The sequence below is a fragment of the Pseudomonas sp. genome (genome assembly GCF_049645325.1).
GTDB lineage: Bacteria > Pseudomonadota > Gammaproteobacteria > Pseudomonadales > Pseudomonadaceae > Aquipseudomonas.
Window position 1 is genome coordinate 1 of sequence record NZ_JBARTQ010000643.1, and the last position, 11,638, is coordinate 11,638.

General features: G+C 55.7%; 10 protein-coding genes. All 10 read right to left on the reverse strand.

All coding sequences use genetic code 11. The features are described from left to right. Positions 1-323: 323 nt before the first annotated feature. Complete coding sequence (locus tag WBB95_RS27515; protein ID WP_424490436.1) at positions 324-1,223, reverse strand: oligosaccharide flippase family protein; 900 nt, start codon at positions 1,221-1,223, stop codon at positions 324-326. A 1,116-nt stretch (positions 1,224-2,339) separates the two neighbouring features. Beyond that, entirely contained in the window at positions 2,340-2,582 is a 243-nt protein-coding gene (locus WBB95_RS27520; RefSeq protein ID WP_424490437.1) for a lipopolysaccharide assembly protein LapA domain-containing protein, read from the reverse strand. Positions 2,583-2,606: 24 nt separating this feature from the next. Then, positions 2,607-2,903: an integration host factor subunit beta gene (gene ihfB / locus WBB95_RS27525; RefSeq protein ID WP_003218804.1), complete on the reverse strand. Its 297-nt coding sequence runs from the start codon at positions 2,901-2,903 to the stop codon at positions 2,607-2,609. Between the two features lie 132 nt (positions 2,904-3,035). Continuing rightward, complete coding sequence (locus WBB95_RS27530) at positions 3,036-3,317, reverse strand: hypothetical protein (protein ID WP_424490438.1); 282 nt, start codon at positions 3,315-3,317, stop codon at positions 3,036-3,038. A 160-nt stretch (positions 3,318-3,477) separates the two neighbouring features. Next, positions 3,478-5,172 carry a 30S ribosomal protein S1 gene (gene rpsA, locus WBB95_RS27535; protein WP_138816141.1) on the reverse strand — a complete coding sequence of 565 codons (1,695 nt, stop codon included), beginning with the start codon at positions 5,170-5,172 and terminating at the stop codon, positions 3,478-3,480. Between the two features lie 119 nt (positions 5,173-5,291). Beyond that, positions 5,292-5,981 (reverse strand): (d)CMP kinase, encoded by a 690-nt coding sequence (gene cmk / locus WBB95_RS27540; RefSeq protein WP_424490439.1) that lies wholly within the window; start codon positions 5,979-5,981, stop codon positions 5,292-5,294. Further along, positions 5,978-8,188, reverse strand: a complete 2,211-nt coding sequence (locus tag WBB95_RS27545) for a bifunctional prephenate dehydrogenase/3-phosphoshikimate 1-carboxyvinyltransferase (protein WP_424490440.1) — start codon at positions 8,186-8,188, stop codon at positions 5,978-5,980. The genes cmk and WBB95_RS27545 overlap by 4 nt, the downstream gene beginning before the upstream one ends. Before the next feature lie 28 nt (positions 8,189-8,216). Next, the gene (gene hisC, locus WBB95_RS27550) at positions 8,217-9,329 is read right to left on the reverse strand and encodes a histidinol-phosphate transaminase (RefSeq protein WP_424490441.1); all 1,113 of its coding nucleotides are present in this window, start codon (positions 9,327-9,329) and stop codon (positions 8,217-8,219) included. A 9-nt stretch (positions 9,330-9,338) separates the two neighbouring features. After that, positions 9,339-10,433: a prephenate dehydratase gene (gene pheA, locus WBB95_RS27555; RefSeq protein ID WP_003218812.1), complete on the reverse strand. Its 1,095-nt coding sequence runs from the start codon at positions 10,431-10,433 to the stop codon at positions 9,339-9,341. After that, complete coding sequence (gene serC, locus WBB95_RS27560) at positions 10,433-11,518, reverse strand: 3-phosphoserine/phosphohydroxythreonine transaminase (protein WP_424490442.1); 1,086 nt, start codon at positions 11,516-11,518, stop codon at positions 10,433-10,435. Before serC ends, pheA begins: the two co-directional genes overlap by 1 nt. Between the last annotated feature and the right edge of the window lie 120 nt (positions 11,519-11,638).

The window sequence follows — 11,638 nt, forward strand, 5'->3', positions numbered from 1 at the left end:
GCGTTATCACACAGCGCATACCTATCTGCCTTGTCGAATCAATACCCCTCCACCTTCTTGACCAAAGAATAACTATAGGCAATTTCCAACAGTGCAGAACTGACAAGTGCCAACACCACGGAATAAACACTCCAATTCACCATTAAATAAACCGAGCAAAAGGTATAAAATGAAACGACTGAGACCATCTGATTTCGCAGAACAAGATCGTAACGCTGATGCGGCACATAGATAAAATATATATGACTTCCCACAATCAGAAATGTCATTATGTTGAAGCTTAATAGAATCGACAAATAATAAGCGTCATGCATGTCATGCACTTACACCAGGTCCACAACCCAGTAACCACCCACGACCACCGAAAGAATACACAACAGGCCTACAAAAAATTCTATTCTAATAACCTTACTAACCACATTTTTTTTGGCTTTTTTTACCATTATTGGGAAAAGAGCAGCATTGATGTTGGAGGCCAGCAGACTTGGCACTGAGAATATTTTATTCGCCAAGTCATAGATGGCCAACTCTTTCATGCCAAAGAAAGAGCCGATTATGATTTCCACACTTTTCTGTTTGAACGTATTGGTGGCCGTCGACCAAAAGAAAGGCTGTACCTCATGGAGTAGCGTTCTCAAATCGGAGAACACTGGCCACTTCAACGCAACACCACTCATTTTCACCGCCACCGCAAAAGAAACACTGGATGAAAGTACGTTAGTAAAAACGACAATCGCGGTATAGATAGCAATATCACCCTCACCCTTGATGGAAAAATAGATAAGGGGCAAGGACAACAACTTAAATGAAAGCTGAATCAGCGTCAGCACTTTCATCTTTTGCAGACCATGAAAATACCAGGTCGGCAAAAATATACAGGACAGGGTATTTGCAAAACACAAAAAGAACAGCAGAGCATTTGATCTCAAGAACTCAACATTCAACACAATCAACACGAATACGATAATAGCCAACGCTTCCAACACAAGCTTCGCGACTGTAACGGAGGACAATAGCGACGCGTGTAACTGACTGTCTTCCTGCTTTAGCGAAACTAACTTTGCAGCGTGCATATCGAAACCAAAATTTATAAAAACCATAAAATAGGTAGCGATACTTGTTGCGAAAACAAATAATCCGTAGTGATCAACACCCACCGTGTTAATTACATATGGATAGATCAAAATATAGAAAAAAGAATTCATCACTTGCAAAATCGTCATATGAGAATAATTACTGATAACTCTCATATTTTGCTGTAACAGTATTTTGATTGCTGCGAAATTCAACAAACACCCCACTAAGGTTCAACCACCCTGAAGCACTACTCAACTCAACGTTCAAAAATGCTGAAACTGCCAGCTCAACGTCGAGAGAAAAACCCTAAAAAACTAAAACAAAATAAATTCACCCCCTTCGCCGGGCATAGCCAAGTCGAGCTTCGCAATGTACCGCTCCTCATTTTATGGAGTAAAGAAACATCTCGTATAGCTATATTTTGTCAGAAAAAACTGAAATCCACAGCGCCAATACATTAGGAGTACAGGACGTCATCCACTGACATACCTCCTAGCCACCCCCTCGAATGGAGCCGTCCGGTTGCAGGCTTTACGATCATCAAAATCAACTGACATTCAGACATAAAATGTGAAGCAAGAGTGTAGCAGGCTATTTTGATTGTCTCATGCTCGGCACACCGTGAAATACGCAGACATAGACGCGCCATGCCTCTTCGAAAAACACATTATCGGCACGCGACCCTGCCTGAAAAACGCCAGTATACTTATCTAGTATCACGTAGCCATCACCATAGTTTCCATCAGCTCGCCCAGTGAGAGAGAACTCAACACGCAAACTCATTCATCCGCTGCTTTTAGAAGCGCCATGACGACATCAGGCCTGGGCGCTCTTCAGTGCATCCAGCGCGCTTATTACAGCTGGCCAAAAGACACACTTTGAAAAATATCAGGTAAGACGCTGTGTATACCAATCACCTCCACAGGCACATTTAGTAAACTGATAGGTAAACTATCTTCAAGTAGAGGTATTAGGAAACGCGCAACGAACTGCTACTAACACTAAAAATCTTGCGCCAGGAAGCAGAGGGACCGGTTGCGCTAATAATTTTAGAGTTGTTGAGCTGTATGCATCAGCCTACAAAGCTCCGCAATGCAGCAAGGATAGAGGCACACATAAATGCGTACTCTCAAGAAAGAAAGGACTTTTCCATTCGATAACTACCGCTTAAGCCTCCATCCTTTTGAAAGAATTTGAAATAAGCTGAAACCCTGCAGCCTATGTAGCAGGCCGAATACACGCGTGCAGGGCTCTAGCTCGCGCTAGCGAGCTTGGGACTTCAAACTACGTCGACTGCTTCCCCGCAGTAACACGGCGAACACGGGACCGATTGCCATTCCTGCGATCAAGAACAGTACCATCAAGACAGACGCCGGCAACTGGGCAGTGGTCCATCCCAGGAACGAGAGAGAGACCTGCTGCTGGTTCTCCAGTACAAACCCCAGAACCACCAGTGCGACCGCGAGCACCGTCAACACCAGAACAACGCGCTTAACCCCACGCATAACTATCTCCTACTCCAAAAAGAGTCAGACGCCCTCTTCCTCGTCTTCGTTCACCCGATCACGCAATTCCTTGCCCGGCTTGAAGTGAGGTACGAACTTACCGTCAAGGCTGACGGATTGCCCGGTTTTCGGGTTACGACCTACACGCGGCGCACGGTAGTGCAAGGAAAAACTACCAAAGCCGCGGATCTCAATACGATCTCCTGTGGCCAGGCATTGGGACATTTGCTCAAGCATGGTCTTGATAGCCAACTCGACATCCTTGGATGAGAGTAGCCCTTGATGGGTGACAATTCGTTCGATCAACTCCGACTTCGTCATATTTTTCCCTTCTTTTTCAAGCAGCTAGGAAAAGCGCTTCGAAGGTTTTAGCATGACTTGATGAATTTGAACAGCCCACGCGTGAACTTATCTGCGGGTAAGTTTGGCACCCCCAAAAAGCGCTTAATGCCTTCATTTGCAGATCACCAACATCGTACGGGTGACTGCGCCTGCTGGATTCCAGCCAAACATATAGTCCCCCTCTTCATCCTTGGCATCACTGGACCGCGTGACAACCTTGTAGCCCTGCATCTTGCACTCACGGGCTGCACGCTTCTCGCACTTCCCCCAGTTGGAGCCAAGCCCCGAACAGTCAATCTCAATACCGCTGACACCATGCCTGACGTGGGTCTTGGCACTGGTGGAGCAACCCGCAAGCATTATCATGGAGAACACTACAACGAACCTGTTCATTCAAATCCCTATTGAAGCAACAATACAAAACGGCGTGCCTGGAAACTATAGTCAGTTCTGACAGTGAGCCGTGCGCCTTCGTTCTCGGCTGTTGATTCAACAAATTTCAGGCACAAAAAAGGGCGACCGAAGTCGCCCTTTTTCTATGGTCTGACAGAACTTAGTTCTGTTTTTCCATTTGTGCACGCAGCAGGTCGCCCAGAGTGGTAGGACCAGCAGAAGGCTCAGTCGAAGCTGGCTTGTCGCGCAGGCTCTGAATGGCTTCTTTCTCTTCGATCTCGTCTTTCGACTTGATGGAGAGCTGGATTACGCGGCTCTTGCGGTCAACGCTGATGATCTTGGCTTCTACTTCCTGGCCTTCTTTCAGAACGTTGCGCGCGTCTTCAACGCGGTCACGGCTGATTTCAGAGGCTTTCAGAGTCGCTTCGATATCGTCGGCCAGAGTGATGATGGCGCCTTTAGCGTCAACTTCTTTCACGATGCCTTTAACGATTGCGCCTTTATCGTTCTCTTGAACGTACTCGGAGAACGGATCGCTTTCCAGTTGCTTGATACCCAGGGAGATACGCTCGCGCTCTGGGTCAACCGACAGGATAACGGTGTCCAGCTCGTCGCCCTTCTTGAAACGACGAACAGCTTCTTCGCCCACTTCGTTCCAGGAGATGTCGGACAGGTGAACCAGGCCGTCGATGCCGCCGTCCAGACCAATGAAGATACCGAAATCGGTGATCGACTTGATGGTGCCGGAGATTTTATCGCCCTTGTTGAACTGGCCAGAGAAATCTTCCCATGGGTTAGATTTGCACTGCTTGATGCCGAGGGAGATACGACGACGCTCTTCGTCGATGTCCAGAACCATAACTTCCACTTCGTCGCCGACTTGTACGACTTTCGAAGGGTGGATGTTTTTGTTGGTCCAGTCCATTTCGGAAACGTGTACCAGGCCTTCCACGCCTTCTTCCAGCTCTGCGAAGCAGCCGTAGTCGGTCAGGTTGGTAACACGCGCGGTCACGCGGGTGCTTTCTGGGTAACGAGCTTTGATAGCAACCCATGGATCTTCGCCCAGCTGCTTCAAGCCCAGGGAAACGCGGTTACGCTCACGATCGTACTTCAGAACCTTGACATCGATCTCGTCGCCAACGTTGACGATTTCGGAAGGATGCTTGATACGCTTCCAAGCCATGTCGGTAATGTGCAGCAGGCCATCGACGCCACCCAGATCGACGAATGCGCCGTAATCGGTGAGGTTCTTGACGATACCTTTGACTTGTTGGCCTTCCTGCAGGGATTCCAGCAGAGCTTCACGCTCGGCGGAGTTCTCTGCTTCCAGGACGCTGCGACGGGAAACGACAACGTTGTTGCGTTTCTGATCGAGCTTGATGACCTTGAATTCGAGTTCTTTGCCTTCCAGGTGCGTGGTGTCGCGCACAGGACGAACGTCGACCAAAGAACCTGGCAGGAACGCACGGATGCCGTTAACGTCGACAGTGAAGCCGCCTTTAACCTTACCGTTGATAACGCCCTTGACCACTTCTTCAGCTGCGAAGGCTGCTTCGAGAACAATCCAGCATTCAGCGCGCTTGGCTTTTTCACGGGACAGCTTGGTTTCACCGAAACCGTCTTCAACCGAGTCCAGAGCAACGTGAACTTCGTCACCGACATTGATAGTCAGGTCGCCAGCATCGTTGTAGAACTGTTCCAGCGGGATCAGAGCTTCAGACTTCAGACCAGCGTGAACGGTTACCCAGCGAGCTTGGTAATCGATATCAACGATAACACCGGTGATGATGGAGCCAGCCTGAAGGTTCAGGGTTTTTAGGCTTTCTTCAAAGAGTTCCGCAAAGCTTTCGCTCATTTTAATTCCTGTTGATAAGGGCGAAGAATACGCCCATCTCCACACCCCAGACGGTGTGGGTCAGTTCTAATTAAAAGAAGCACCACAGGACTATGACTGGTCCCCTGCGGCCTTCTTGGTCATCCGGCGATATCGCGAAGGGCGATTTCACTCAGGATGCGTTCCAGCACCTGCTCGATGGACAACTCCGTGGAATCCAGCTGTATGGCGTCAGCCGCCGGCTTGAGCGGGGCTACCGTACGCTGGGTGTCACGCTCATCGCGTGCACGGATCTCATCTAGCAGACTCGACAGACTAACACCATCGACTTTGCCCTTCAACTGCAAGTAACGGCGACGGGCCCGCTCCTCGGCGCTGGCGGTCAAGAAAATCTTCAGCGGCGCCTCCGGAAACACGACGGTTCCCATGTCTCGGCCATCGGCCACCAGGCCTGGCGGCTCTTGAAAAGCGCGTTGACGCTGCAGCAACGCGTCTCGCACGGCCGGCAGCGCGGCAACCTGAGAGGCCCACGAACCCACTTGCTCGTTACGCAGGTCGTCAGTTACATCATCGCCTTCCAGGATAATGCGCTGCGGATGACCTTCCGTCGCCCCGACGAACTGCACATCAAGGTGCGCCGCCAGCAGCTTCAAGGATTCTTCGTTGGTCAGGTCGACGCCATGGTTACGTGCAGCAAACGCCAGCAGGCGGTACAGCGCGCCGGAATCCAGCAGGCACCAACCCAGGCGCTTGGCCAGGATGCCGGCGATCGTGCCTTTGCCCGAGCCGCTTGGCCCGTCGATGGTAATCACCGGTGCTTTGATATTCACAATTGAGCCTCTTGGGCAACACGGATGCCGACGTGGGCACACAGTGTAAGAAAATTCGGAAAAGATGTAGCGACGTTGGCGCAATCACGGATACGAATCGGCGCCGTAGCTCGCAGGGATGCCACGCTGAATGCCATGGCAATCCGGTGATCACCGTGGGCATGCACTTCACCACCGCCGATCAAGCCACCGTCAATGATAATCCCATCAGGGGTTGGTTCACACTTCACGCCCAGCGCCAGCAGACCATCGGCCATGACCTGGATACGGTCAGACTCCTTGACCCGCAGCTCTTCGGCGCCGCGCAGCACGGTTCGCCCCTCGGCACAGGCCGCGGCGACAAACAGTACCGGAAACTCGTCGATAGCCAGTGGCACCAACGCTTCAGGAATCTCGATCCCTTTCAGGGCAGCCGCACGCACACGCAGATCAGCGACCGGCTCACCGCCCACTTCACGCTGGTTTTCAAGGGTGATATCCGCGCCCATGAGCCGCAGAATATCAATAACACCCGTGCGCGTCGGGTTGATGCCGACATGCTCCAACAGCAGTTCGGAACCATCGGCAATCGAAGCCGCCACCAGGAAGAACGCCGAAGAGGAAATATCCCCCGGCACTTCTATGTGCGTGGCAGTCAGTGCATGACCAGACTCCACCGACGCCGTCGCGCCGTCCACCGCGACCGGATAACCAAAGCCGCGCAACATGCGCTCGGTATGATCTCGGGTCGGCGCAGGCTCGGTCACCGACGTTTTACCCTTCGCATACAGACCCGCCAGCAACAGGCAGGATTTAACCTGCGCGCTGGCCATCGGCAATGCGTAAGTCAGGCCGTGCAACGCCTGCCCACCTCGAATGGTCAGCGGCGGACGCCCTTCCGGGCCGGTTTCGATAACCGCGCCCATTTCACGCAACGGCTTGGCCACGCGACTCATCGGGCGCTTGGACAGGGACGCATCGCCGGTCAACACGCTGTCGAAACGCTGCGCCGCCAGCAACCCGGACAACAGACGCATCGACGTACCGGAGTTACCCAGGTAGATCGGCCCCGGCGCCGCTTTCAAGCCATGTAAACCCACGCCGTGAATGGTCACGCGCCCATGGTGCGGCCCTTCGATCACCACGCCCATGTCGCGAAACGCCTGCAACGTCGCCAGGGCGTCCTCGCCCTCCAGGAACCCTTCCACCTCGGTCACGCCTTCGGCCAAGGAGCCGAGCATGATCGAACGATGGGAGATCGACTTGTCACCCGGCACCCGGATACGCCCGCTCAAGCGGCCGCCCGGGTTGGCGAGGAAGGTCAGGTCGTCGGCGCTCACAGCGGTTTCCATATAGGCCCGGCGAGCCAGGATCTTGCTGAAATGTTCACGCGCCACCCGCGCACGGGTGAACACGCCCAATAATTGATGGCCATCGCCCGCATCGACCGCGTCGCGCAAGGCGTCGAGGTCACTGCGGAAGGTGTCCAGGGTGCGCAACACCGCTTCGCGGTTGGCGAGGAAGATGTCGTGCCACATCACCGGGTCGCTGCCGGCTATCCGTGTGAAATCGCGGAAGCCACCGGCGGCGTAACGGAAAATATCGAGGTTCTCGTTGCGCTTGGCCAGCGAATCCACCAGGCCAAAGGCCAGCAGATGCGGCAAGTGACTGGTCGCCGCCAGCACTTCGTCGTGGCGCTCGACCTGCATATGCTCGACATCCGCCCCCAGCTCGCGCCACAGACGATCCACCACGGCCAAGGCGGCAGGGTCTGTCTGCTCCAGCGGCGTCAGGATCACTTTGTGGCGACGGAACAGTTGCGCATTGGACGCCTCCACCCCGCTCTGCTCGGAACCGGCAATCGGGTGCCCCGGCACGAACCGCGCCGGCATGCCGCCAAAGGCCAACCGGGCCGCACGCACCACATTGCCCTTGGCACTGCCGACGTCTGTCAGGATCGCCTGGCCCAGGTCCATGCTGGCCAGCAGGGCCAGCATTTTCTCCATGGCCAGGATCGGCACCGCCAGTTGAATCACGTCAGCGCCCTGGCACGCGAGCGCCAAGTCTGCTTCACAGCGATCCACCACGCCCAATTCAACCGCCAACTTACGCGATTGCGGGTCCAGGTCCACACCGACCACTTCGCCACACAGCCCGCTTTCACGCAGGCCTTTGGCGAAGGAGCCGCCGATCAACCCCAGACCGACCACCACCAAGCGACCGATCATAGGCACAGCAGGTTGCAATGCAGTGACATCAACCACGAGCCAGAACCTTGGCCAGCGCCTCCAGGAAGCGGGCGTTTTCAGCCGGCAAACCAATGGTGATCCGCAGGTGGTTCGGCATGCCGTAGTTGGCTGTCGGGCGCACGATCACGCCTTCGCGCAACAGGCCCTGGAACACCGGAGCCGCCACTTGGTCGAGGTCGACGCAGATGAAGTTGCCCTTGGACGGAATCCAGCCCAGACCCAGCTCACGGAAACCTTCCTGCAATTGCAGCATGCCGCTTTCATTGATGCGACGGCCCTGTTCCAGGTAGTCGGCATCCTGCACCGCCGCACACGCCGCCGCCAGGGCGAGGCTGTTGACGTTGAACGGCTGGCGCACGCGGTTCAGCACATCGGCCACTACCGCCGTGGACAAGCCGTAGCCGACCCGCAGCGACGCCAGGCCATACGCCTTGGAGAACGTGCGCGATACCAGCAGGTTTGGGTAGGCTGCCAGGAAATCCAGGCCATCCGGCAGGTCGCCGCCTTCGGCGTACTCAATGTAAGCCTCGTCGAGCACCACCAGCACGTGCTCGGGCACATCCTGCAGGAAGTCGTTCAACGCCTGGGCGTCGAACCAGGTGCCGGTCGGGTTGTTCGGGTTGGCGATGAACACCACGCGGGTTTGCGCGTCGATCGCCGCCAGCATCGCCGGCAGGTCATGCCCCCACTCTTTGGCTGGAACCACGCGAGCGTCAGCACCCACGGCCTGGGTCACGATCGGGTAGACCGCAAATGCGTGCTCGCTGAACACTGCGTTCAGGCCCGGCGCCAGGTAAGCACGGCCGACCAGCTCAAGAATGTCGTTGGAGCCGTTGCCCAGGGTCACCTGGTTCAGCTCGACCCGGCACTTTTGCGCCAACAGCGACTTGAGGGCAAAACCGTTGCCATCGGGATAGCGGGTCAGCTCGGCCAACTCGTCACGAATCGCCGCCAACACTTTAGGGCTTGGGCCCAACGGGTTTTCGTTACTGGCCAGCTTGACGATATTGGCCGGGTCCAGATTCAACTCACGTGCCAACTCGTCCACAGGCTTGCCCGGAACGTAAGGCGACAGTTGTTGCACGCCCGGCTGAGCCAGGGCGAGGAAGTTGCCACTCATGTTAAAGCCTCACAAAACCGCTTTCGGGTAAGAGCCCAGCACTTTAAGTGCTACGGCTTCCTGACTGATTTTCTCCAGCACACCTTTGACCAATGGGTCGCGGTGATGGCCGACGAAGTCGATAAAGAACACATAAGTCCATTTACCGCTGCGCGAAGGACGAGTCTCGATTCGCGTCAGGTCAATCCCGTTGTCGTGGAACGGCACCAGCAGCTCATGCAGCGCGCCGGGCTTGTTGCTCATGGAGACGATGATCGAGGTCTTGTCGTCGCCGGTCGGCGGCACTTCCTGGCTACCGATCATCAAAAAGCGCGTGGAGTTGTCCGGGCGGTCCTCGATTTTCTCGGCCAGGCGCGTCAGGCCGTAGAGGCCCGCTGCCATGTCACCGGCAATGGCTGCCGAGTTCCACTCACCCTTGACCCGCTTGGCCGCTTCGGCGTTGCTGGAGACCGCCACGCGCTCGACATTCGGGTAGTGCGCGTCCAGCCACTTGCGGCACTGGGCCAGGGACTGGGCGTGGGAGTAGATGCGGCTGATGCTGTCGGTCTTGGTGTTCTCGCCCACCAGCAGGTGATGGTGGATACGCAGCTCAACTTCGCCACAGATCACCATGTCGTGCTCAAGGAAACTGTCCAGCGTGTGGTTGACCGCGCCTTCGGTGGAGTTTTCCACCGGCACCACGCCAAAGTTCACTGCACCGGCCGCGACTTCACGGAACACTTCATCGATCGCCGCCATCGGCTTGCTAATCACGGCGTGGCCGAAGTGCTTCATGGCCGCCGCCTGGGTGAAGGTGCCTTCAGGGCCGAGGTAAGCCACTTTCAGCGGCTGCTCCAGCGCCAGGCACGAAGACATGATTTCACGGAACAACCGCGCCATCTCTTCGTTGCCCAGCGGGCCCTTGTTGCGCTCCATCACGCGCTTGAGCACCTGGGCTTCACGCTCAGGCCGGTAGAACACCGGCACTTCGCCTTCCGCCAGGGACGCCATTTTCACCCGTGCCACTTCCTGGGCGCAGCGCGCGCGCTCGCTGATCAGTTCCAGAACTTTCTCGTCCAGGCTGTCAATGCGTACACGCAGGGCCTTGAGTTCTTGCTCAGACATTAGCCGTGTTCCTTTTCGAACTCTGCCATGTAGGCAACCAGCGCGTTGATCGCGTGGATGTCGACAGCGTTGTAAATGGAGGCGCGCATGCCACCCACCGAGCGATGGCCCTTGAGGTTCAACAGGCCACGCGCGTCGGCACCGGCCAGGAATGGCTTGTCCAGACGGTCGTCAGCCAGACGGAACGGCACGTTCATCCACGAGCGGTCAGTCAGGTTGATCGGGTTGCTGTACAGGCCGCTGGCGTCGATGAAGTCGTACAGAGTGCGCTTCTTCTCTTCGTTGAGCTTACCCATGGCGGCAACACCGCCCTGCTCTTTCAGCCATTCGAACACCAGGCCGGACAGGTACCAGGCGAAGGCCGGCGGCGTGTTGTACATCGAGCCGTTATCGGCCGCGACCTTGTAGTTGAGCATGGTCGGGCACACCGAACGGGCGCGACCTAGCAAGTCTTCTCGGATGATGTTGACGAGAATGCCGCTCGGGCCGATGTTCTTCTGCGCGCCGGCGTAGATCATGCCGTACTTGGACACATCGATCGGGCGCGAGAGGATGTCCGAAGACATGTCGCACACCAATGGCACGTCGCCGACTTCCGGCACCCAGTCAAACTCCAGGCCGCCGATGGTTTCGTTGGCTACGTAATGAACATAGGCCGCGTCTTTCGAGAGTTTCCACTCGTTCTGACCGGGAATGGCGAAGTAATCGTAAGGCTTGGCGGTGCCGGCGACATTGACGTGACCGTAACGGGAGGCCTCTTCGATCGCCTTCTGCCCCCAGATACCGGTGTCGATGTAGTCGGCGGTGCCGTCTTCCGGCAGCAGGTTCAGCGGGATCTGGGCGAACTGCTGGCTCGCACCACCCTGGAGGAACAGCACTTTGTAGTCGGATGGAATATCCAGCAAGTCGCGCAGATCCTGCTCGGCCTTGGTGGCGATGGACACAAACTCATCGCTGCGATGGCTCATTTCCATCACAGAGAGGCCTTTTCCATGCCAGTCGAGGAGTTCACCCTGCGCGCGCTGCAGGACTGCTTCAGGAAGCGCCGCGGGACCGGCACAGAAGTTATAGGCTCTCTTGCTCACATCCAATCTCACTTTGATTTGGTGGGGCTGCAATCATATTTGGCCACAACCTCTGCATGGAGCGTCATCCGTGGGAGCTGGCTTGCCTGCGATAGCGGCGCCGCGGTATCACTGAATGAC

Excerpts from the sequence above, each read along its gene's own strand:
- WBB95_RS27515 (WP_424490436.1), bottom strand. The coding sequence starts at position 1,223 with ATGACGATTTTGCAAGTGATGAATTCTTTTTTCTATATTTTGATCTAT.
- WBB95_RS27545 (WP_424490440.1), bottom strand. The coding sequence starts at position 8,188 with ATGATCGGTCGCTTGGTGGTGGTCGGTCTGGGGTTGATCGGCGGCTCC.
- hisC (WP_424490441.1), bottom strand. The coding sequence starts at position 9,329 with ATGAGTGGCAACTTCCTCGCCCTGGCTCAGCCGGGCGTGCAACAACTG.
- ihfB (WP_003218804.1), bottom strand. The coding sequence starts at position 2,903 with ATGACGAAGTCGGAGTTGATCGAACGAATTGTCACCCATCAAGGGCTA.
- pheA (WP_003218812.1), bottom strand. The coding sequence starts at position 10,433 with ATGTCTGAGCAAGAACTCAAGGCCCTGCGTGTACGCATTGACAGCCTG.
- WBB95_RS27520 (WP_424490437.1), bottom strand. The coding sequence starts at position 2,582 with ATGCGTGGGGTTAAGCGCGTTGTTCTGGTGTTGACGGTGCTCGCGGTC.
- rpsA (WP_138816141.1), bottom strand. The coding sequence starts at position 5,172 with ATGAGCGAAAGCTTTGCGGAACTCTTTGAAGAAAGCCTAAAAACCCTG.
- WBB95_RS27530 (WP_424490438.1), bottom strand. The coding sequence starts at position 3,317 with ATGAACAGGTTCGTTGTAGTGTTCTCCATGATAATGCTTGCGGGTTGC.